12 protein-coding genes and 1 pseudogene are annotated in these 22,756 nt (G+C 58.4%); 9 read left to right on the top strand and 4 right to left on the bottom strand.

All coding sequences use genetic code 11. The features are described from left to right. The 3 genes from ABDZ98_RS04285 to ABDZ98_RS04275 are packed head-to-tail and all read right to left on the bottom strand — an operon-like array spanning position 1 to position 3,005. Entirely contained in the window at positions 1-903 is a 903-nt protein-coding gene (locus ABDZ98_RS04285; RefSeq protein ID WP_160589205.1) for a VOC family protein, read from the bottom strand. Positions 904-914: 11 nt separating this feature from the next. After that, complete coding sequence (locus tag ABDZ98_RS04280; protein ID WP_160589204.1) at positions 915-2,021, bottom strand: FAD-dependent oxidoreductase; 1,107 nt, start codon at positions 2,019-2,021, stop codon at positions 915-917. A gap of 3 nt (positions 2,022-2,024) precedes the next feature. Continuing rightward, a complete protein-coding gene (locus ABDZ98_RS04275) occupies positions 2,025-3,005 on the bottom strand; it encodes an MBL fold metallo-hydrolase (RefSeq protein WP_237437296.1) in 981 nt (326 codons plus the stop codon). A 93-nt stretch (positions 3,006-3,098) separates the two neighbouring features. Between ABDZ98_RS04275 and ABDZ98_RS04270 the strand changes: the two genes are divergently transcribed. Then, positions 3,099-4,007: a LysR family transcriptional regulator gene (locus tag ABDZ98_RS04270; RefSeq protein WP_160589203.1), complete on the top strand. Its 909-nt coding sequence runs from the start codon at positions 3,099-3,101 to the stop codon at positions 4,005-4,007. A 259-nt stretch (positions 4,008-4,266) separates the two neighbouring features. Here ABDZ98_RS04270 and ABDZ98_RS04265 read toward each other — a convergent pair. Beyond that, positions 4,267-4,982 (bottom strand): annotated as a pseudogene (locus ABDZ98_RS04265) (IS6 family transposase). 190 nt (positions 4,983-5,172) lie between these two features. On the opposite strand from ABDZ98_RS04265, the gene ABDZ98_RS04260 reads away from it, so the two are divergent. From ABDZ98_RS04260 to ABDZ98_RS04225, 8 genes are all read left to right on the top strand, one after another. Beyond that, positions 5,173-7,524 (top strand): phospholipase D-like domain-containing protein, encoded by a 2,352-nt coding sequence (locus ABDZ98_RS04260; protein ID WP_160589202.1) that lies wholly within the window; start codon positions 5,173-5,175, stop codon positions 7,522-7,524. A gap of 1 nt (position 7,525) precedes the next feature. Then, positions 7,526-9,061, top strand: a complete 1,536-nt coding sequence (locus ABDZ98_RS04255; protein ID WP_160589201.1) for a septum formation inhibitor-activating ATPase — start codon at positions 7,526-7,528, stop codon at positions 9,059-9,061. A 230-nt stretch (positions 9,062-9,291) separates the two neighbouring features. Then, the gene (locus ABDZ98_RS04250; protein WP_160589200.1) at positions 9,292-14,442 is read left to right on the top strand and encodes a DEAD/DEAH box helicase; all 5,151 of its coding nucleotides are present in this window, start codon (positions 9,292-9,294) and stop codon (positions 14,440-14,442) included. Next, positions 14,442-17,228: a DEAD/DEAH box helicase gene (locus tag ABDZ98_RS04245; protein ID WP_202385876.1), complete on the top strand. Its 2,787-nt coding sequence runs from the start codon at positions 14,442-14,444 to the stop codon at positions 17,226-17,228. Before ABDZ98_RS04250 ends, ABDZ98_RS04245 begins: the two co-directional genes overlap by 1 nt. Next, a complete protein-coding gene (locus ABDZ98_RS04240; RefSeq protein WP_160589199.1) occupies positions 17,228-21,091 on the top strand; it encodes an Eco57I restriction-modification methylase domain-containing protein in 3,864 nt (1,287 codons plus the stop codon). The genes ABDZ98_RS04245 and ABDZ98_RS04240 overlap by 1 nt, the downstream gene beginning before the upstream one ends. Continuing rightward, positions 21,088-21,369, top strand: a complete 282-nt coding sequence (locus tag ABDZ98_RS04235; RefSeq protein ID WP_160589198.1) for a hypothetical protein — start codon at positions 21,088-21,090, stop codon at positions 21,367-21,369. Before ABDZ98_RS04240 ends, ABDZ98_RS04235 begins: the two co-directional genes overlap by 4 nt. Continuing rightward, positions 21,366-21,650, top strand: coding sequence for a hypothetical protein (locus ABDZ98_RS04230; protein ID WP_160589197.1), 285 nt, complete (start codon positions 21,366-21,368; stop codon positions 21,648-21,650). The genes ABDZ98_RS04235 and ABDZ98_RS04230 overlap by 4 nt, the downstream gene beginning before the upstream one ends. Next, entirely contained in the window at positions 21,647-22,441 is a 795-nt protein-coding gene (locus ABDZ98_RS04225; protein ID WP_160589196.1) for an HNH endonuclease, read from the top strand. The genes ABDZ98_RS04230 and ABDZ98_RS04225 overlap by 4 nt, the downstream gene beginning before the upstream one ends. The last annotated feature ends 315 nt before the right edge of the window (positions 22,442-22,756 follow it).

Below are 22,756 nucleotides of genomic sequence, written 5' to 3'. Positions count from 1 at the left end.
TCAGGCCTCCGCCGGTTGGAACAGGCGCGGGTCGGGTTCGGTGTGCGGCATGGTCTGCGGGCCGCCGATGCCGATGCCCCACTGGTCCATGATCCGCGGACCAGGCGCGTGCACCTGAGCCTCGTGCGTTTCGAAATCGACCTCCTCCAGCTCGGCGGTATATTCGACCACAAAGCCGCCGGGGCTGACGAAATAGCTGAAGGTATTGTCGCCCGCAGTGTGCCGTCCGGGGCCCCAGCGGATATCGATATCCGCCTGTTTCAGGCGCGATACGCCGCGCAACATCCCATCGGCATTGGTCATGTCATAGGCCACGTGGTTGAGGCATGGCGGCCCCGGCAGCACGGCCAGCCGGTGATGCGCGGAGTTGCACCGCAGGAAACACATGAAGTCGCCCAGCCAATCCGATACGCGGAAGCCCAGTAAATCGCAGAAAAACCGCACCGCCGCCTGATGGTCGGGCGAATGCAGAACTATATGGCTGATCCGCACGGGCAGGCCTTCCCAGCGGTCGATCGCGCGCTTTTCGCCTTTTGCCACGTCCGCCGAAATCTCGAACGGCAGGCCGTCGGGTGAAAAGAAGCGGAAGCCGAAACCGCCGCCCGGTGCATCAAGGTCGCGCGGTTCGTGGATCACCTTGCAGCCGGCCGCAGCGACCTTGTCATGCAAGGCGTCAACATCCGTGCGGCTGTCGGCTGCCAGTGCGATCACCTCAACATGGTTGGCGTCGGACCGGTGCAAGCGCACCACGTGGTGTTCGTCATCACCCTGCGCAGCGAACCAGGCCATGCCGTCCTGTGCAGCAACTTCGACCAAGCCCCATTTGTCGGCATAGAACGCTCGTTCGCTGTCGAATTCCTCGACCCCATAACCGACGTAGCGGATATCGGTGACCCGGCTCATGATTGTGCTCCTTAAATTGGTTGTGCGACCAGGCCGAACATCTCGGCGGTCGCCTTGGCGTTGTCGACGGGCGGGCCCTTGCCCAATTGGCCCATGCAGATCGCCAGCGATGTGTCGACGATCCAGGCGCAGCGCTCGTATCGGCGATTGTGATAGGCGGTGAAAGCGGTCGAAGGCGTGTCGGCCAGCGTCAATTCCTCGGCCAGCACCAGCGCATCCTCGATTGCGAGTCCGGCGCCCTGCCCGAGGTGCGGCGTCGTCGCGTGAACGGCATCACCCAGCAGGACGACGCGCCCCTTGTGCCAGGCGCCGCGCACCATCAGCCCGTCGAGCGGGCGGTAGACCACGCCCTCGTCCTCGGTAATATACTGGGCGAGCCCGGCCAGCGGTGCGGGCACCTTGCCGCGCATCACCTCGGCTAGTCCTTCGGTCGGATACCACGGGTTCTCCGGTTCGGGCGTGGTCAGGTACATGTACATCAAATCATCGCTGATCGGCACTAGGCCTGCACCAATCGGGCCGTTGTAAACGTGCAGCGCATCGAGCCCCTCGCTGCGCGGCACGTTGTAGCGCCACACCGCCTGCCCGGTGAATTCCGGCCCAGCCAGGTCCGGAAACAGCATGCCGCGGGTCTGCGAATGGACACCATCGGCGCCGACTACTATGTCGAACCGCCCATTGCTGTCATCGGACAAAGCGACCGCCACGCCCTCACCGTCGTCATCCAGCCGGTCGATCGTCACACCAAGGCGAATCTGGGCGCCGGCAACCTGTGCTTCGTCAGCCAGCACCTTTTGCAGCGCGCGGCGGCTGATACCGACATTGGCCGGACAGTTCTCCACCAGCCGCGGCGAAGGCACGCGCGCCACCATGGTGCCGTCTGGCGCGTGGACCGCCACGGCATCGAAACCGACCGAGGCGGAAAGATAGGCATCAAGTAGGCCCAGCTGCTTCATCGCGCGCAAGACATTGCCTTGCTGGATGATGCCAACACCGTAGACCGACCAGTCGGGATCACGTTCGATCACGGTGACCTGGTGCCCGTCGCGGCACAGCGCGATGGCCGCTGTCAGGCCGCCAATTCCGCCGCCAACGATAAGGATGTCTAGCTGCTGCATCGTTCAGAACCCGTCCAGATCTTGTGCGATGGTGACCACGCCATCGTAATGCTCGCCGATCTCGGCCTCGTAGCGGCGCCAGGCTTCGCGCCCGGCGTTGCCGATCACCAGGTGCGTCACGACCACCTCGCCCACTTCCATGAATGCTGCCATTTCGCCAATTTGGGCAGGCGTGATGTGGTGGGTGCGCAGGTGCTCCAGCAGAATTGACGGTGGGCCGCCGGGGCTGTCACCGCGGGTCGGGCCCATGGCACTCAGGAGGCCATCAAGGTCGATCATCTCGGCCACCAGCAAGTCGGCACCCTGCCCCAGCTGGTCCACCGCTGCGCTGGGCGCTGTATCGCCGGTGTAGAGGATCGACCGGTCAGGTAGGTCGAAGCGAAACGACAGCGAAGCGTAACGGCCATATTGCGGGCTATCCGCCGTGAAGCTGTAGTGGGTGTTTTCTACATTGCGGACGGTCATCCCGCCAACCACAGCAGTTTCCCCGCCGCGCCATTCTACAACCGCGATACCCGCCGCCGGATCATGGACGGCCTCGCCCGGCACGCCGTAACCGGCTTCTCCGCCGGGCCGCATCGAGGCGATCAAACCATCGACAAGCTGACGCGTGCCCGGAGGGCCGTAGATCGTAAGGGTGTTCTGCGCCTCGGTCTGGAAACGCAGCCCCAGCACCGCGCCCAGCCCGCCAGTATGATCGAAGTGAAGGTGGCTGATGAACACGCCGCTCAGCCGTGCCAGCGGAACACCTGCCCGCGCCATCTGGTTTGCTGCCCCGTCGCCAACGTCAACCAGGTATACCTCGTTGCTTGTCAACAGCAGGTTCGCCGGCTCGGCGCGATCAGGATGCGGCACGGGGCCGCCATGAGTACCAAGCGTGATCCACTGGCTGGCGGGCGTCACTGCCGGGGCAGCCTCCTGCGCGGCGACCGGCTGCAGGCCGAGGACCGCGCCAGCCGCCATCACCGCCAAAAACTTGTGCATCGATTCCTCTCCATCTGCACCGCGGAGATGGCATGCGCCTGCATATTGTTCAAATTTTTTGAATTAGTCACTACTCATAGATATAATTAATGGATGCGATTCGACAATTTCGACCTGAACCTTCTCGTGGCGCTCGATGCCTTGCTCGACCATCGCAGCGTCACACGTGCGGCTGCACAGCTCAATGTCACCCAATCGGCGATGAGTTCTTCGCTCAAGCGGCTCCGCCTTGCGCTGGGCGACGAATTGCTCGTGCAATCGGGGCGAGGTATGGTGCCTACGGCCGGCGCCGAGCAACTGGCCCCCCTCGTGCGCGAACAACTCCTGCGGATTCGCAGCCTGATATCGTCAGCTACTGCCTTCGATCCGGCCACTTCGACTCGCCGCTTCCGCCTCGCTGCGTCGGATTACATATCCACCGTCCTGCTCGTGCCGGCCCAGCGACGTCTCGCGCAGCTCGCTCCAGGTGTCGGGCTGGAGATTGCCATGCCAACGACTGGAACCTCGGAGCGGCTCGGCAAGGGAGAATTCGACTTACTCCTCACCCCGCGTGAATTTGCCGCCAAGGGCCATCCCTACGACCGGATCTTTGAAGAACGGCAAGTGGTGGTCGGCTGCAGCACAAACCCGCTGCTGCAAGGGCCGGTAACACTGGAGGCATTCACTGATGCCGGCCACGTCGCGGTCCGTTTCGACGGGCGCAATACGTTCATCGAGAACGCGCTGGAGGAGCTGGGCCTTTCTGTCCGCATCGAGGTGATCGCCCCGTCTTTCGTCCAAGTACCCTACTTCCTTCCCGGAACCCGGCGCCTGGCTTTGATGCACGAGCGGCTCGCCCATCAGATGGCTCAAATCCTGCCGCTGGCAATTGCTGAATCACCGGTCGCCGTTCCTCTAATGCAAGAGGTGGCGCAGTATCATTCGGCGCGGAGCGGAGACGCCGGACTTGCTTGGCTGCGTGGGCTGATCCAGCAAGTCGTTCGGGAGCTGGAAGACGTCTGACTTCAGGCAGGCTGCCGGCCAGCCTTGCCGCTGCGCACTTTGGCCACCAGTCCTATCACCAGGATCACCAAGCCCTGCTCTCAACCACACACTTTTCAATCAGGTACGTTTGGTTTGACAGCACCACCTCAGGTGATGAGTTGAAACGACGGAAGGGACTTGGTGGTTTGGCTCGCGATTTCCGGCTCATCAAAGGGTGCTGTCAGTCTAATCGCAACTCGTCTCCGATCGGCGCAGCCGTGTCTTGATGGCGCTTCGATCAGGCCATGAGCGACTGCCACTCAGCCAGTGCGTCCGAGCGGCAGGTCTTGTAAGTTTGGCTGTCGACAAGATGGCGCTGCAAGTTGAAGTGGTTGTGGACATTGGCATGAACCGAGGCGAACTTCTGAAGCGATTTCATCTGTCGAAATCGTAACATCGCTCGCTCTCGTCGTCGGAATGGAAGGTGTGCATTCTCGGCCCTGTTGTTGAGCCACCGCCCCATCTCCCGGCGATCGAGATTGCCAAGATCGCGCATGGCAGCTGGATAGGATTTCAATCCGTCGGTGACGATTACCTCAGTCTTGCCATGACGTTTCAGCGCCTTCTTCAGGAACGCCAACGCCGCGGATTTATCACGTTTTCTGGTAACGTAGCTCTCCAGGATCTCACCCTCGTGATCCACGGCGCGCCACAGGTAGGACGCTCCCCATTGATCTTTACGAACACCTCATCGAGGTGCCAGCGCCACTGCCGGAACCCCTTCATCCGGCTTACTCGCTGGCGGCGGATGTCCGCCGCAAACAGCGGACCGAAGCGGTTCCACCACAGACGTACCGTCTCGTGGCAAATGTCGATCCCGCGTTCGAACAGCAGATCTTCCACGTTCCGCAAGCTCAGCGGAAAGCGGACGTACATCATCACCACAAGTCGAATGATCTCGGGCGAGGAGTTGAAATAGCGGAACGGATTGGCCGGTTTGCGAGGTCTGGGCATGACGAATGCCCTACCCTCGCCCGCTCACTCTTCAATCAGGTGCATTTGCTTTGACAGGACCGTTCGGGCCGTCGCACCTAGCTCAAGGCCGACGAGCGGTCGGCCATCGTCGCTGAGGCTCACCAAGACGGCGCGAATCTGCGCAATAGAAAATTGACGGCGAAGTCTAATCCAGGCTTAAGTCGTCGCCATGAACCCATTGGAGCTAGCAAAGTCGGCACCTTGGAATAGTGTCCTTTTTACGACCTATTCTCTGAGCCTCTCGTTCTTTGAGGCAGTGGTGATCGATGCCCTCATTCGCGGCGGAGCGCGAAATCCTACAATATTGTCTGACCCGGAAGGTGTGCGTGCCGGATTATCCGAGCTTGGCGCCCGTCTAGTTGGCCGCGACTATGAATTGCTTCCTGTCGAGCGGGTTGGCGGCGTATTCCACCCCAAACTCTCTGTTTTCCTCAATGACAGTGACGCCCACCTCCTAGTCGGATCGGGCAACCTCACCTTTGGTGGTTGGGGCGGAAACTTTGAATTGGTCGAACATTTGCATCCCAGCTTTGCCCCTGAGGCGATCGCCGATGCTGCCGAGTTCTTAGAACTACTCGAAATCGATGAACGCATCCGATTGCCGGCGACGAATAGGATTGCGCAGACGGCAGATGGCTTGCGTCGCGCATCTCAAGGTAAGACGGGATCCGGCCGAATTCGGCTTGTCCACAACGCTGCCGGAACGATCGCCGAGAGGCTTCAGCAAGAAGCGGACGAACTGGGCGGAGCAGAGCGTATCTGTTTCATGTCGCCATTCTACGATGTGAAGGGAGCAGGAGTTACGCGGCTCAGCAAGCTGCTGAATTGCTTCGATGTCTCGGGGTATGTCCATGATGCAGGGACGGTAAGAGGGTTTGCCGGGGGCAATTGGTCAATTCTGAATGAAGAAGTATTGGCGCCAGTCGAGATAGATCAGAAGTTTGCTGCGGACAGCCGCCTGCTGCATGCAAAGTCGATTGAGATCCTTTGCCGGAATGGTCGTTTGCTTTTGTCAGGAAGCGCGAACGCAACGTCCGCAGCCTTATTTGGCTCAAACATGGAGGCAGGAATCCTAAGGATCGAGCCCAACCGTCATGGGGCTTGGTCAATTGCTCACTGCCCTGCTCCCGTTCGTTCGGCGATCGAGGACGATGACCAAAATGTCGACGAAGAGCAGGTACAGATTCTAACAGCCGAACTCGTTGGCACAACAATCCAGGGATCCGTCCTAACAAGCTGGACCTCTGGCCCAGCGAGTATGACCTGCGAGATCGAGGGTGAACTCATCGATCTCGGGGAAATTGAAGTCGATAAGAACATGGCTTTTTCGCAGCGTGCTGAGCAGCTCGCTGAACGAGTCTGGAGCAGGGGCCGCGTCGTCATAAGATTGAAAGCCGACGATAAGGTTGCTGAAGGCTTTTTGATGATTACCGCAGTGGCCGCACTCATGCAGCGCGCTGGTCAAGCTGCATCGAGGATCTTGTCGGTTCTGGCTGGGACTGAGACGCCTGAGGATGTCGCGGCAATAATGGCATGGTTCCACGAGGACCCTTCACGCATGCCGCGAGCACAGTTCAAGGCGGCAGGAACGAAGGGTGAGGCCCTTGTAGCGCCGGACGAGATTGTGACTGCCGATATGATTGAGCGGGCCCATTTCCTTGAAAAGGGATCATCGGGAAGCGGCGAGCGATCAGCTGGATGGCAATCGGCAATGGCTGCTTTGCTCAAGGCCTTTCGCTCTAGCCGTGGCCCCTTCCGTTCCGAGGCAATGGCTTCCGATGATACTGGCGAGAGCCTGTCTGAGGACGCCACAAGAGATATGACGCGCGACGAGCGCGCAAACGAGAAGGCAATCGATTCCTTTTCGAAGCTTCTCGATGCAGCGCTTGAAAAGAAAAATGAGGGCCGCTTTGCTGAAATGATGTTGGGTATCGCCCATTATCTGGTCGACAGAATTCGGCCACCGAACGACCGGGTAAAAATCTGGCTTGATAAGATTCTGCGCGATCTACCTGAGATTGTTGAAGGCGATTTGGCCGAAGATGTATTGGCACTCGAGCTGGTCCGCGTCGCCCATTCACCGAGTGCGGATACTGCACGTAAGGCGCGGCGCTTGCTGCGCAGGAACGGGTTATTGTCTCAGCTTGAGAACGCTGATGCTGATAGGCTGCCTGCGTTTCATGTGTACTTTCCGCCAGGCATTGATTTCGAAAAGGCACGCGAAATGTTGGCGAGCGTGCGAACTCACCGTGAAGAGATTCACACCTTGTTGGAATGTCCGGGCGACCGCGAATTGCCCGCCCTGCCCCTCCTTGAAGGCAGCGAACATTGGCCCGTCTTTCAACGCTTGCACGAAGATCCTGAAGCGCGAGAGCGTATCGAATTCGTAGATGACCCTGTCACTGGATGCCCCAAGTGTCATTTGGTTCTGCCAACGGGGAACGCGCAGGAATTGCTGCAATTTGGCTTTACCCGCTGTGCAAACCGTTGCCGCAGACTGATCATTTCGAGGGAGCTCTGACATGGCGAGCACGCTTGAAGAAGTCATCGACAATGCGAGCAAGGCACCTGAGGCGCAGGTCGTCGATGAGTGCGATGTCCAAATCGGCGGCGTTGATCCATTAGGATTGCGCCAGATTAACTTTGACATGATGGATCAGGTGTTGCCGGGCCTGAATAATGTGGCGCGGCATGTTCGTCCCTACTTGCTGATGAGTTGGGCCTGGCGGCGCTGCAACCAGTTGGTCCGCAAACATAAGCGGGTCTCGGTCAAGGATATGCGCGACTTCGTCGATCGTATCGAGACAATTTATGCTTGGTCACAGTTCGCAGTTGACCGAGAAACAGACTTGCCGGGCAGTTCGGCGTTGGCATTCCTCGTCCAGACAGAGAGCTACACCTTCTCAGGCAAGGCCTGGGAGAAATTTCGCGATACCAGGCGCTACTCGACAGGCCTCATTGCCGCTGTGAATTATGGGCCGGGTTTGAGAAACATGCGGTGGATCGCCGACCTGAGCTCTCTTGAAGGAAATCCGATCACGGAACCCGGCGCATATAAGACAAATCCCGAGGGAGATCCTGCGCTTGAGGAAGCGCTAGATGCATTCGAAGAATGCATGGCAGCAGAGCTGGATCACCCTGCATTCAATGTGTTTGGGAAAGTCACTGTCGAGCTCGAGGATGTGAAGCGGTGGGGTGAACTATGGCAAATGGATCAGCTCACCGAGCAAGGGAGAACAGCGGCTTGGCGCAGGATCAATGCGGGCGAAGGAAGATCTGTGCGGAGCAAGGGTCTCGAGCTTGTTCGATATGCAGCTCTCCATGATACCGATGGAGTGAATGACACAAACGATGTCCGCCGCTTAATGGCCAATCCCGATGGAATAGGGTTTCCTGAAGACTTGCTGCCATTCGCCGCGCGGTGGCGCCGGATGCAGGTGCGACAGGTTCTTCGCCTGGCACTCGAGGGACTCCTCTATTGGTGCCAAGGCGAACTTCAGGAAGCTCCGCTTACTACCCGCCAATTGGCATTGAGGTTTCTCGATGAGGCCGGTGGCTATTCTGGACAACATGATGCGCTCGCCTGGATTGAGCAATTCGAACCTGGAAGTGATCCGATCGAACATCTCGACCGAATCTCGGCCTGCTTCGGCAATGGGGAAGGTCTCGCTACAGCCCTCATCAGCGCACTGCGCTTTTGCATTGCTGAGGCGCCAGACGAACCTCAACCATTCGAGAGGCCAGACCGGCTTCCGCTAGTGAAAGCGGCGCGCGAGTGGAAAGCTTGGGCTGATCTGCTGCCGGCCGCATTCATTTCCCGACTGCTAGAAGGCTGGATCTTTGCACAGCACACCTATTGGAGTGTTGGCCGCGGCCTTCAAGATGCGAGAGGGAACGGGAAAATGATCCTGCGCTTGAGGCTGTTTATTGACGAGGGCGGCTGGCGCCTTGCTCAAGGCATCGGACAAGGAACTTCACCAAATGCTACGCCGGATCGTCTTGAGACAGCGCTTAGCCTTTTGCATGAATGTGATCAGCTTCAGTCTACTGACACATGAAAAATGAAGCATCCTCTCTTGCCATTCGGGGGAGGTGTATCCCTTCCGTCGCAGTAATTTCCCTACCCTATCCTAGTTCATCCAGGCCACGCTTCGGAGATCGCTGGCTATATTTAATGGTTTTTGATCAATGATTTTCGTGATTCTTTAGTATCCGGCAGGCTCGACAAGCCTTCGGATTTGTAGTCTTTAGCCAACGACGTTGTCGGGAAAGTGGGGCCGGGTGAACAATGAACGTATTTGATCTGGATCGCTCACTCGTTGATCAATATGCTGCCTTTGCCCGATCATTCTCATCTATAAGAGCGCCCGAGATCAGCGATCAGATCGCGGCGCTTTACGAGCAGGGCAAGTTCTGGCCGGATCCTCTCATCACCATCAATCCGCGGTTTGAACAAGGCAAGACTATGTCCGAGCTGTCGGTGGAGGGCGTTGTCGACCCCGCGCTCCAGGATATCTTCGCCTTCGGAAGCGAGCGCACGCCAATCCGGCTTCATCGTCATCAGGAACGCTCGGTCGTAAAGGCCAGAAACCGCGAGAGCTTTGTCGTCACAACCGGCACCGGTTCGGGCAAGTCGCTCTGTTTCTTTGTCCCGATCGTTGACGCAATTGTTCGGGCGAAGCGTGCTGGCGAGGCTCCGAGGACAAGGGCAATCATCATCTATCCGATGAATGCGCTGGCAAACAGTCAGCTCTCGGAAATCCGCAAGTTTGTCGCTGAAGCAAATGTCGAGGACGAGCTCAAGCCGACAGTCGCTCGCTATACGGGCCAGGAAACTGCGGAAGAACGCGAGGCGATTGCGCAGAGCAAGCCCGACATTCTGCTTACCAACTTCATGATGCTTGAGCTCTTGATGACCCGCCAGGGCCAGCTTGACCAGTCGGTGATCGGAAATGCCCAGGGGCTCGAATTTCTCGTCCTTGACGAGCTGCATACCTATCGCGGCAGGCAGGGGGCCGACGTCGCCATGCTGGTTCGCAGGGTGAAGGAGCGTCTAAGCCCGTCATCAGAGATGATCTGCATCGGGACATCGGCAACGATGTCGAGTTCCTCCGACGATCAGAAGAGGGCCGAAGCTGTCGCGGAGGTAGCCACGAAGCTGTTCGGCCAGCCGATCGCACCGGCCAATGTGATCGACGAACTGCTAGAACGAGCAACCTCAACGGCTATGAAGGCTACCAATCTGGGTCAGAAGCTGAATGACGCGGTTCTGGCGCCGCTCCCGGCCGATTTGACCGACGAAGAGCTGAAGCAGCATCCGCTTGCATGCTGGATAGAGACCGAAGTTGGCCTAGAAGAGGGAGAAAAGCTCAGGCGCCGCATACCGATGACCCTGCCGGACGCTTCCGCCAAGATTGCCGAGCAAACGGGGCTCGCTCTCGATCTATGCGAAACCGCCATTGCCAATATGCTCGCGATGATGGGGCGCCCTGAAATCGAGCGCGGTGGATCGGGCGCCCGTGCATTTCTGGCCTTCAAGCTGCACCGCTTCATTTCTGGCGCGGGGCAGGCCTATGTGACCTTGGAAACTGCCAAGGATCGAAGGGTCTGTCTCGAAGGTCAGAAATTCCACCCCGATGATGGGACGGCGCGTCTCTATCCGGTCTTCTTTTGCCGGGAATGCGGACAGGAACACCTGAGCGTCACTCTCACCCACGAGGACGGCCAGCGCATGGTCCTGGCTCGCTCGATTGATGAGCCCGTTGGCGATGATGTCGAGCTCGACGGTGCAGAAACGGGGTATCTGGTCCCCGCGGTCAACGCGGACTTTCATTTCTCCGGAGAGGTGACCGACTATCCCGATGACTGGCAGGAGCTGAGTGCATCAGGGCAGGAGCGATTGAAATCTACCCACAGGGGGAAGCACGAAGGTATTCCTCTAAGGCTAACGAGTGATGGCTCTTTCGATGACGAGGGTGTCCTTGGCTGGTTCTTCAGGGGCAAGTATCGCTTTTGCGCGCATTGCGGACATCAGCCCTCGCAGCAGGCCCGTGAGATCAACAAGCTTGCCGGTCTTTCAGCCGAGGGGCGAAGTTCTGCGACCACCCTGATTGTTTCAACTGTGCTGGCATGGATGGAACGAGACGGATCGCTCGATGAATACACACGCAAATTGCTCGGCTTTACCGATAACAGGCAGGATGCGGCGCTTCAGGCCGGTCACTTCAATGACTTCATATTTGTTACGCTGCTGCGCGGGGCTGTTCTTCGGGCGGTTCGCGATGCCGGACCCAAAGGGCTGGCGCCTGCCAAGTTTGGCGAAGCGGTGCGGGAAGCGCTTGGCTTTGATCTCGAGGAACCGGGCCGTCTAGGCGATTGGATGCTCGACCCGAACGTCAAGGGTTATGCGAACCGCCAGCAGGCTGAGGAGACGCTCTCCGAAATTCTCGCTCACCGCCTGTGGGCGGATCTCCGGCGAGGATGGCGGTATACCAATCCGAATCTTGAAGAAGTGGGTCTCATCAGCGCTGCGTTCCCGGGACTGGATGACTTGGCGGGTGATGATGAAGAGTTTGCCGAGAATGCCCTGCTCGCTGGACTGAGCGCCGAACAGCGGAAGAAGCTTTTCGAGATCCTCTTCAATCAGATGCGACAGGGCCTGGCCGTCTCTACTGATGCGCTCGACCGTATGCGGGTCCGGCAGACGGCGGAATCCTCGCGCAGTCATCTCAAGCTCCCCTGGGCCATCGACAGAGAAGAAGAGGAAGGCCTGCGCGAAAGCGGCATGTTGATGATTGATCCGCCGCGCCAGGCCAAGGTGCGGGCGGCTGAGGCAGACCTGATCCTGCGTGCTGGCAGCCGAACCAAACTGGCCAAGGCGCTGCGCGACAAGTCAATCTGGGGAGAACAGCTTCCGCCCAAGGATTACGATGAGGTGATCCAAACGCTGATCAAAGCAGCGGAGGCGCACCAGTTCGTCAGACGCATCAATTCTGGTTTCGATGCGCCAGCTTGGCGCGTGTCTCCGACAGCGCTGAGACTCTTTCCCGCGGAGCAACGCGATGACGGAAAGCGCGAAAATCGCTTCTTCCGCGCGCTCTATCTGCAGGTGAGTCAAATGCTCGCAGAAAGCGGACCTCTTCCGCATGCCTTTGAGGCACGCGAACATACTGCGCAGGTTGACCAGGAGGTTCGTGAATGGCGCGAAGAGCGTTTCCGCTACGAGAAGGCGGATCAGGAGCTCATCCAGGAAGATCGTGAACGCATGATCGACCAGGGGGAATCGACCGATTTTCTCCCAGCCATGTTCTGTTCGCCGACCATGGAACTGGGCGTCGATATCAGCGCGCTCAACGTCGTGTTTCTCCGTAACGTGCCGCCGACCCCAGCAAACTATGCGCAGCGCTCGGGCCGTGCTGGCAGGAGCGGCCAGGCAGCATTGGTGGTTACCTACTGCGCAGCCATGTCCCCCCATGATCAGTATTACTTCGCAGATCGGGCAGCGTTGGTCGCAGGTGTGGTTAGGCCGCCTGCGCTCGATCTTGCGAACGAGGATCTGCTCAAGTCGCATTTGCAGGCCGAGTGGCTGGCCAAGGCCAAGGTACCTCTGCAGCCGTCGATTCCTGAGAATCTCGACATGACCAAGCCTGGTATGCCGATTGCGCTCGAAATTCGCGAAGGCATGGAAGCGATCTCGGCTTCCCATGCCGCGCGCCCGACCATGCGCCGGTTGATTGAAGCGATGCTGACCTCGATCGATATCAAGGATGCGCCATGGCTTGAGGATGTAGATGCCTTTGTCGCTGAAACCGACGAGGAGGCGCTGTCTGTCTTTGACGCGAGCTTTGACCGCTGGCGCAATCTTCACAATGGCGCCCGCGAAGAACAGGAGCGGGCCCACAAGATTCAGCAAAAGAGTGGGCTCAGGCCAGGTGAGCGCACGGCTGCAGCAGGTCGTTACAGGAATGCCTCTCGTGAGCTGGAGATTCTCGAGCGGGGCCAGTCGTCCAGTGGCTCAGACTTCTATGCCTACCGTTACCTTGCGACCGAGGGTTTCCTGCCTGGATACAATTTTCCGAGACTGCCGCTTTATGCCTTTGTGCCAGCAGCGCGAAGCTCGGTTCTCCAGCGGCCCCGGTTTTTGGCCATTGCTGAATTCGGGCCCAACAGCCTTATCTATCACGAAGGCCGAGCTTACCGGGTGACCAAGGCAAAGCTTCCGGCAGAAGGACGGCTGGACAGCGGCAAGCTGGCGACGTCGATCCTCATTCTGTGCGGGGAGTGCGGCGCAGCGCATACCGATGAGCTGCAGGAACGCTGTCATGCTTGTAACAGCTCCCTGGGCGGCGTTGAGCGGATCGAGACGGTTTTCCGGATCGACAATGTCGAGACTTCTCCTTCGCTCCGGATAACGGCCAATGACGAGGACCGGCAGCGGCGGGGTTTTGAAATCCAGACTGTCTTCCAATGGCCGATGCATAACGGAAAGGCCCAGCTGCGATCGGTGGTGCTCGGCTCTCAGAATGGCGGCCTGCTGCATCTGGACTATGGGCCGGCAACGCGGCTGATCCGGATCAACAAGGGGCTTCGCAGGAGAAAGTCGAAATCGATCTTCGGCTTCTTCATAGATCCGCAGACCGGCCGATGGCTCAAGGATCCGGCGAACGGCGATGATGATAACGGTATGGGAGATCCGACCAAAGCGGGCCCGCAGCGGATCGTTCCGATTGTCGAGGACCGGAAGAATGCACTGCTGCTTCGGCCTCTGATGAATTTCGATGAGGGACAGATGGCGACGTTCCAGCATGCGCTTATTCGCGCCGTGCAGATCGAATTCGAACTTGAAGAGGGTGAACTGCTCGGCGAGCCCCTGCCGACGCGGGAATTGCGCAATGCAATCCTGCTTTATGAAGCGACAGAAGGCGGAGCCGGAGTACTGAACCGGCTGGTTTCTAATCCGGAAAACATGTCAGCGGTCGCGCAGCGGGCGCTCAAGCTCATGCATTACGCGGCGCCGTATGAACCGGACAAGATCAGCGAGGCCGAGGACGCATGTGTCGCAGGCTGCTATCGCTGCATTCTTTCCTATTTCAACCAGCCGGATCATGAATTGATCGATCGCCGCAATGCCGAAGTGGTCGCCTATTTCTGCGATCTGGCCGGAGCAAAACCGTCGAGCAGTTCAAACGAAGACAACGAAGATCCGTGGAACGATGCGCTCAGGCGTTGGGGCCTGCCGGAACCAAAATCCCTGCAATTGGCCGGCGCCACCTACCCCTTCTATTGGCCAGCGCGCGATGTGCTGGCCGTGGTGGGCGAACCGACCGAAGAGCTCGGCCAAGAGGCGACCGCCTATGGAATTCTTGATCTGGTCATTCTGCCAGCCGCTCCCGGCGATGCGCCACCGGCCGAGCTCATGAAAGCACTTGGAGCAGATTGATGGAGAGTTTCGCCTTTACCCCTGGGGACCTTGTGAAGGCGCGGGGCCGCGAGTGGATTGTCATGCCTTCACCTTCGGAAGGCTTGCTGAAGATCCGCCCTCTATCCGGCTCGGACGCGGATGCTCAGGTCATTGCGCCCTCACTTGAAGCAATGCCAATCACGCCGGCAAGTTTCGCTGCGCCAACTTCGGAGAGGCTCGACACCCAGGAAGGGGCTCAACTTCTAGCTGATGCGCTGCGCCTTTCTCTAAGGCGCGGCGCGGGTCCGTTCAGAAGCGCTGCGCACCTCGGGGTCGAACCGCGCGCCTATCAGCTGGTCCCCCTGATGGTGGCGCTCAAGCAATCGGTTGCGCGCCTACTTATTGCCGATGATGTGGGGATCGGAAAGACGATCGAAGCGGGATTGATCCTGAGAGAATGGCTCGACCGCGGGACAGTCGATAGTTTTGCGGTCCTGTGTCCGCCGCATCTGGTCGACCAATGGGTGACAGAGCTGGCTGAGAAGTTTGATGTGGATGCGGTCGCGGTGACATCAGCGCGAGCGCGCAGTCTCGAGCGCGGACTTCCCACTTCCCAGAGCCTGTTCGAGGCCTATCCATTCACGGTAGTCAGCCTAGACTATATCAAGGCTGATAGCCGCCGCGATGATTTCGCTCGCGCGTGCCCTCCGCTCGTTATCGTCGATGAAGCACATACATGCGTTGGGGGAGAGCGCGGCAAACACCAGCGCTTCGAACTTCTCCAGTCTCTCGCCTCTGATCCGGACCGCCATCTGCTTTTGCTGACAGCAACCCCGCATAGCGGTGATGTTGCAGCTTACGACCGCCTTCTCGGGCTGATCCATGCGGATCTGACTGGCGGACCAGAGGCAGGGGATGCCAATGCCCGCGAGCGTTATGCCAGGCGCTTGGCGCAGCACTTCGTCCAACGCCGCAGGCCGGACATTCAGGACAGCTGGGAAGAGAAGCGTGCCTTCGCTCGTCACGAAACCAAGGAGGCTCCATATGCCCTTTCAGGGGACTTCGCAACCTTTCAGGAGGACGTGCTCGACTACTGTCTTGAAGTGACCGAACGTGCTGGCGCGGACAAAAAGACGCGGCGGCTAGCTTTCTGGGGCACTCTTGCTCTGATGCGCTGCGTGGGCTCATCTCCGGCTGCTGCGGCCAGTGCACTGACCAATCGGTTGAGCGGAACCTCAGATGCCACAGCGATTGAACCGGTTGTGTTCGATGCGGAAGACGGTGTGATGGACGAAGGCGACATTGAGCCGGCTACGGCGATCGAGGCGAGTGAGGAGCAGACGGTTCTCAGCCGACTCATCGATACAGCTCATCGGCTTGATGGAAGGCGCGATGAAGATCCGAAGGTCCGCGCTCTTTTGGCAGAACTTACGCCCTTGCTGAAGCAGGGCGCAAATCCGGTCATCTTTTGCAGATTCATTGCCACGGCCGAAGCTCTCGGCGAGGTTCTGCGCGAGACATATCCCAAGTTCGAAGTGGCTGTGGTGACCGGGACTCTGACCCCCGACGAGCGGCGTGAACGGGTGGCCGCACTGGAGGCCCATGACAAGCGCATCCTGGTTGCGACCGATTGCCTTTCAGAAGGGATCAATCTGCAGAGCGCATTCGATACTGTGGTCCATTATGATCTGAGCTGGAACCCGACGCGTCACCAACAGCGCGAAGGTCGGGTTGACCGGTTCGGTCAACAAGCGGAAATTGTCCGCTCAGTCATGATGTATGGAGAGAACAGCGCAATCGATGGCGCGGTCCTCAATGTAATCATCCGCAAGGCCAAGGAGATCGAGAAGGCAACCGGCGTCAATGTGCCGATGCCTGAGGACCAGGATAGTGTGACTTCTGCGCTCATGCAGGCTGTGCTGCTGCGCAATGATGGCTCGCGAACCCAGTACGTCTTTGACTTCGATACATCGGCTGAGCGCTTCGAGATGGCGTGGCGCGACACGGCGGAGGGCGCCAAGGCCAGCCGAGCTCGTTATGCTCAGGGTGCGCTCAAGCCCGACGAAGTGATCCCCGAATGGCGCAGGATGCGGGCACTGAACGGCGGGCCGGAAGAGGTCGCGCGATTCACTGATCGGGCGCTGAGAAGAGTGCAGGCTCCGCTGGAACGCAAAGGAGATTTCACGCTGGCGCATCTGGATTCGCTGCCCGAAACAATGCGGGATCAGCTGTCCGTTCGCGGGCTGAAGGGCACCAGGAAGATAAGTTTTGCTGATGACCTCAGACCGAATGTCACACATGTCGGCAGAGTTCATCCGATAGTGGCCGTTCTTGCCGAAACATTGGCCGAAGGCGCGCTCGATCCGATCGGCGCAGAAGGCAATCCGCTAGGACGTGCGGGCGTCTGGCGCACACCTGATGTCAGCCAAATGACCACGCTCTTGCTACTGCGGCTGCGTTTTCAGCTGGTAACAAGTGGCCGCACGAACCGCCTGCTTTTGGCAGAGGAAGCGGTGGGAATCGCGTTCACTGGCATTAGCAATGAGGCCACAGCTGAGGGCGTTGAAGCGCTTGAGCTGCTCGAGGCGCAGGCCAGCAGCGATATCGACCCGGCAGCCAGAACGCGGCAGATCGAAAACGCTCTGGGGAGGTTGGAAACCTATCAGCAGGCAATCCGCAAGCTTGCAGTGGAAAGAGCTGCGACGCTGTCCGACGATCACCTTCGATTGACCGAGGCGGCGGGTGGCGGCGCAACCGTAAAGGTCACGCCGGTTCTGCCTGCCGACATAATTGGTCTCTATGTCCTTCTGCCGGAGGCGAATTGATGAGCAGGCCGGGCAAACGGGCAGCCGATCTTGGCTTTGCCGCGATCACGATCGAAGGCGGGCTTATCTCGCCGGAGCAGATCACAGCCATCGCTTCTGCCACACCTGATCAGAAAACTGCCGCCGAGTATGGGTGTCCCAAGGGGACATCGCTGCGGGACGAGATCACGCGCTATTTTCGGATCGGCCAGGCGCACTGGCAATCTTTCAGTACAATCGACGAGCCTACGGTCACCCAGACGGCTGGCTTCGTGCGAGTGCTGCTCGAAGAAGCCTTCGGATTCTCGCTCGCCGGCCCAGTCACGCATGATCGGGAAGGCCGACGTTTCCGTATCGCGTGGGAAGCCAAAGCTGGGAAGGTCCCGATCGTTGTCGCAGCACCAGCGACAGGCGAAGACGGCAAGCTTGCCGATGGCTTCACACGGGCTCAGCCGGAATTCGGCGATGGGCCCGATGGCCGCATAGCGCGCCGTTCTCCGGCGGTCCTTCTGCAGGACTGGCTGAACGCCAACCCGGATTTCTACTGGGGCCTCGTCTTTGCCGGAGACCGCGTCCGCCTCATGCGCGACAATGCCAGTTTCACACGGCCTGCCTACATCGAGGCAGATCTGGGAGCGATCTTCCGCGACGAAATGTTCGCCGACTTCACCGCGCTCTGGTTGCTTATTCACAACAGCCGATTCGGGGCTGAAGGTGCGCCCGCCAGTGACTGTGCTTTGGAGCGTTGGCGTGAGGCGGGAATGCGTGCCGGAACCGCTGCGCGTGACCGGCTGCGCGGCAATGTTGAAGACGCCCTGCTCTCCCTTGGTCAGGGTTTTCTCGATGCCAACCCTGCCCTGCGTCAGAAACTCGACGAAGGCGCATTGTCGATGTCCGGCTACTTCGAACAGCTGCTGCGGACCGTCTATCGGTTGATCTTTCTCGCAGTCGCAGAAGACCGAAACCTGCTGCATGCGCCGGGCGCATCGCGTGCTGTCCGCGCGCTCTACGGCGAAAATTACGGCTTTGCCTACCTTCGGGATCGGTCCGCACAGCGCGGCGCTCACGACCACCACCAGGATGCATGGGAAGGCGTAAAGATCGTCTTCAATGCACTGGAACGCGGTGAGGGCCTGCTAGGACTTCCGGCCTTGGGAAGTCTGTTTTCGCGCGGCCTTACGCCGGATCTGGGGCAAGCAAGCCTGCCCAACCGCGCATTGCTGGCTGCAATCTACAAACTTGGCTGGCTGATTGATGACAAGCGCCGGGTCCGGATCAACTGGCGCGATATGGCGACCGAGGAACTGGGCAGCGTCTATGAAGGCCTGCTGGAACTCGTTCCCATGCGCGAAGATGAGGGGCGCACCTTTACCTTGGATTCGGGGCTCAAGGGCAACACGCGCAAGACCAGCGGAAGCTATTATACCCCTGACAGTCTGGTGCAGACGCTGCTCGATAGCGCGCTGGATCCGGTTCTGGATCGGGCTGAGGCGGAAGGCGGCGTCGAGGCAATTCTGGCCCTCAGGGTGATAGATCCTGCCAGTGGCTCGGGGCATTTCCTGCTTGGCGCGGCGCGGCGCATGGCAACCAGAGTGGCCCAGCTTCGCGATAGCGATGCGCCCGATTATCACCGTGCACTGCGCGATGTCGTTTCAAGCTGCATCTACGGGGTGGATCGCAACCCGATGGCGGTGGAGTTGGCCAAGGTGGCGCTGTGGATCGAGAGTGTTTCTCCAGGACAACCGCTGGGCTTTCTTGATGCCAATATCCGCTGCGGCGACGCGCTGCTCGGCGTGTTCGACCTTGAGGCACTGGAGCAGGGTATTCCCGACGATGCCTACAAACCGCTGACGGGCGACAGCGAAGATGCGGCCAAATACTGGAACATAAAGAACAAGAACGAAAAGAAAGGCCAGGGTGCTTTCGATTTCGATAGCGGTGGCGGGGCCATGCCGCCGCGCAAATTGGCCGCGAACCTTTCCACGATCCGCCGGATGAGCGAAGACACGGTGAGCCAAGTGGAAAAGAAGCGCGAGGCGTTCGAGGCGTGGCGGCGCGATCCCGATCGCTATGCTACCAAGGTCGCCTGCGATCTCTATACTGCCGCCTACCTACTCCCCAAGCTGGAGGTGCCGGAAAACTATCAGCGCGGCCAAGTGCCAACCACCGCAGACGTTTGGAAGAAGCTGGGCGGCGGGCAGATTTATGGCCCGTTGGAAGCCGCCAGCGTGGATGCCGCCGAATTCGCCCGCGCTTTCCATTGGCCGCTCGCCTTTCCCGATGTGCTGATCGGAAAGGGTGGCTTCGACGTTGTTCTGGGTAACCCACCGTGGGAAAAATTTACGATCCTTGAGCGCGAATTTTTTGCCGCGTACTCAGAAATCGCCGAAGAAGCCAATGCATCGAAGCGTAAACGACTGATTTCTGCCGCCTTCGAAAAATCTCCAGAACTTGCAAAGATTTGGGGCAAAGAGCAGCGGCTTGTTTCAGCTTTCGGCAAGTTCTTGCGTAGCTCGAACCGGTTCAAATTATCCGCTGTGGGCGAATTGAACCTCTATCCCCTTTTCGCCGAACTATCGCTAAGTTTATTAAGTGCGACCGGGAAAAGCGGGCTTATAGTGAAGTCTATGATGTTCACTGGCTCCACTTGGAAGGGTTTCACCGATTATCTCATTACTAGTGGACGATTGGAATCGGTATTCGACTTCAAGAACTGGGAGATGCTATTTCCTACAGTAGGTTATCATGAGCGCTATTCTCTGGCGACATTCACGGGAGCTGTCACTGAAACGGTGTTAAAGCTTGCAGTTGGACTGACTCACTCCCGAAACCTAGTTCAAGAAGGCGTGATAATCAAAATCAACAGGGAGATACCTCGGCAACTTAATCCAGATACGGGGACTTTGCCGCAATGCGAGAGTTCTGAAGATTTGCGCATTCTGACCCGTGTCGCAACTGCATTTCCCACGCTCGGAGTATCACCGTGGCATGCTCATTACACAAGCGGACTGCATATGACTTCCGATGCTGCCGAGCTGCGCGACTTAGAGGAGTTGCAAGGCGCGGGTTATAAGCTCGTAGGCTCTTGGTTTGCTTTGGGGGAAGAAGTTTTTGCTCCAGTTTACGAGGGCAAACTAATTCATCAATTTGACCACCGATTTGCAACCTTTGACGGCATCCCTCCTGAAAAGCGGTTTGGAATTAAGGCGGCAACGATCACACCAACCCTCGAGGTAAAAGGGCAGCGGGACTTCGAGATTTTGCCGCGTTATTGGGTGCGTGGAGCTTTCCAAGAAGCCAACCTGGCCGCTAGGGGTTTGCGTGATAACTGGAATATCGCTTTCCGCGATACGACAAACGTTATCAGCAATTTCCGCACAGCGGTTGGATGTGTTGTTGGCCCAGCGGCTTTTAACTACAAGGCCCCAAATATCGTGATAAGTAAGGGCGACCCACGACAGTCTGCACTATTTTTGTCCATGTTCAATTCAACGCCATTTGATTACCTAATCAGACAAAAATTTTATGGCGCAAACTTCACTAAATCGCTGCTTTTGCAATCGTTTGTGGTCCCTCCAGAGGCGGTCGCTCAACACCATGATAGTCTTATAGATGCGGTGGTGGCATTGACGAACACATCGGATAGCGTGATTTTCTTCGCCAAAGATCTTGACCGCACTCATCTAAGCACGACTAACCCCGAGGAGAGGTTAATGCTGAGGGCGTGGATTGACGCAGTGTATTTCACTGCGTTTGGTTTTGCTCGATCTGAAGTCGAATATGTCTTCGGCACGTTTCCGATTTGGAAAGAGAAATCCGAAAATGTTTGGGGCCGCTTTCGAGAAAGAGACGAGGCGTTACGCTTTTTTGAGAATATGGAATGAGTACGACGGCGTCGCGTTCGATACCTCTCTTCGCGCGCGACCATGGGCATGAGGGGACTACGTTTGGCTGCGCCGAGGACTCCCGCGCCCCCCGTTGCGCTGAGCTCGATCTCAAGGACGTGATGGGCGAAGACTGCCCAAGCGAAACTTTCCGCGACTTCCAGAGGAACGAAATCGCCAGACACGGCGAATACCGCACCCAACGCATCGTCCTCGCCACCTATGATGATACGCTGGTGGCCGGCGGCATGCGGCCACGGACGGAGGGATATCGGTGACCAAGTTCGATCCGGAAACCTTCTCGGATAACGTGCAGCTTGCCGGTTTCCATATGGAGGCGGGGCAACGCAATTTCATGGAGCTCGTAAGAATCATTGCGGCCGATCTGGATACCAGCATGACAGCCTTGCGCCCCTACCTCCGCGCTTGGTTCAACGGCGCCCGTGATGCGCTGGAAGATTTTGGTATTGATGTTAGCGATGCGAGTTCCGCTGATGAAGTTGCGGCTGCTATGCGCTGTTTTGCGATGTGGGCCGATCAGCCGGTTGAAGCAGAATGATCGACGCGAAGAACCGCCTCTCGGAATATCCATTCCTACTCCAATCAGAGCTACGCGATGCAGCTAACGAACACGGTTATCGGGTCGGCCCGGAACAGTCGGCCGGCTGGCTGTTCTTTCGTTCTGCTTCGGCTCCTGGCGAAATAGCACTTGCGGCCACTCCTGCGGGTATGTCCGGTCCATTCTTCCTCTCAATCTCTCATCCAGGCGCTGCGCGGGAATTGATGGCAGAAGTGGCCAGCCCTTGTGCCAAGGGCCACGTGGCAGCCTTTGCATTTGAGAGGCGGGAAGCACTTTTCGCCGCGGTGGGTGAAGTCTACCGCTTGTCTATCAGTCTTCCGACGCTGCCCTTCGAAGATTTCGTTCGTGAGACCGCGCATCTCGGAAACACCGAAGCCGAGCAGATGCAGAAAGTTCGCATCGGGCAGGCCCGTTTTCGTGATGCCTTGATGAACTATTGGAATGGCACGTGTCCGCTGACAGGGATATCCAATCCGGAATTGCTGCGCGCATCGCATATCATCGGCTGGGCCAAGTGCGACAGCGACCAGGAACGATTGAATGTCTATAACGGCTTCTTGCTCTCATCGCTTTGGGATGCGGCGTTCGACAGTGGACTCGTGACCTTCGATGATCATGGGCGTGCAGTACCCTCGCCGTTGCTCGACGACAAAGCGGCGAGAGAAATGAGCGTCGGCAGCGTTCCACCGCTGGTACTGACGGACGACCACAGATCGCGCCTTGCGTGGCATCGCATCCATTGCTGGCAGGGTGACATGCCAGGAGCTTAAGAATCCCGATTAGCGCCGATTAGGTTCGCCAAAGTCATTCGCTGCCGCAAGGGATCTTGCGCTAAACGACAGGAATTGGGCCGTTTGCGGACTGACTGCTTTTAGGCTCCTTGAGTTCCAAGCCGACATTCAGCCAACGATGCAATAGCGCTCGTTAGAGGCTCTTTCGACTAGCTTTGTATCGGCTGGCCTCTATCATCGACAGCATGGCTGGGATGATGAGTACGAAACCTTGGAAGGATCTAAACGGTAGGATCCATGCCGCCACAGATCGAGACTTTGAAAGGGCAGTACTGCCCCTAATGAGAGCGATAT

Source organism: Alteraurantiacibacter aestuarii (genome assembly GCF_039523595.1).
Lineage (GTDB): Bacteria > Pseudomonadota > Alphaproteobacteria > Sphingomonadales > Sphingomonadaceae > Alteraurantiacibacter > Alteraurantiacibacter aestuarii.
The sequence above is the reverse complement of the archived record's forward strand: the minus strand, read 5'-3'. Positions and strand labels throughout refer to the sequence as shown.

Coding starts and splice junctions, on each gene's coding strand:
- ABDZ98_RS04240 (WP_160589199.1), top strand. CDS start 17,228: ATGAGCAGGCCGGGCAAACGGGCAGCCGATCTTGGCTTTGCCGCGATC.
- ABDZ98_RS04280 (WP_160589204.1), bottom strand. CDS start 2,021: ATGCAGCAGCTAGACATCCTTATCGTTGGCGGCGGAATTGGCGGCCTG.
- ABDZ98_RS04260 (WP_160589202.1), top strand. CDS start 5,173: ATGAACCCATTGGAGCTAGCAAAGTCGGCACCTTGGAATAGTGTCCTT.
- ABDZ98_RS04225 (WP_160589196.1), top strand. CDS start 21,647: ATGATCGACGCGAAGAACCGCCTCTCGGAATATCCATTCCTACTCCAA.
- ABDZ98_RS04235 (WP_160589198.1), top strand. CDS start 21,088: ATGAGTACGACGGCGTCGCGTTCGATACCTCTCTTCGCGCGCGACCAT.
- ABDZ98_RS04255 (WP_160589201.1), top strand. CDS start 7,526: ATGGCGAGCACGCTTGAAGAAGTCATCGACAATGCGAGCAAGGCACCT.
- ABDZ98_RS04270 (WP_160589203.1), top strand. CDS start 3,099: ATGCGATTCGACAATTTCGACCTGAACCTTCTCGTGGCGCTCGATGCC.
- ABDZ98_RS04275 (WP_237437296.1), bottom strand. CDS start 3,005: ATGCACAAGTTTTTGGCGGTGATGGCGGCTGGCGCGGTCCTCGGCCTG.
- ABDZ98_RS04250 (WP_160589200.1), top strand. CDS start 9,292: ATGAACGTATTTGATCTGGATCGCTCACTCGTTGATCAATATGCTGCC.
- ABDZ98_RS04245 (WP_202385876.1), top strand. CDS start 14,442: ATGGAGAGTTTCGCCTTTACCCCTGGGGACCTTGTGAAGGCGCGGGGC.
- ABDZ98_RS04285 (WP_160589205.1), bottom strand. CDS start 903: ATGAGCCGGGTCACCGATATCCGCTACGTCGGTTATGGGGTCGAGGAA.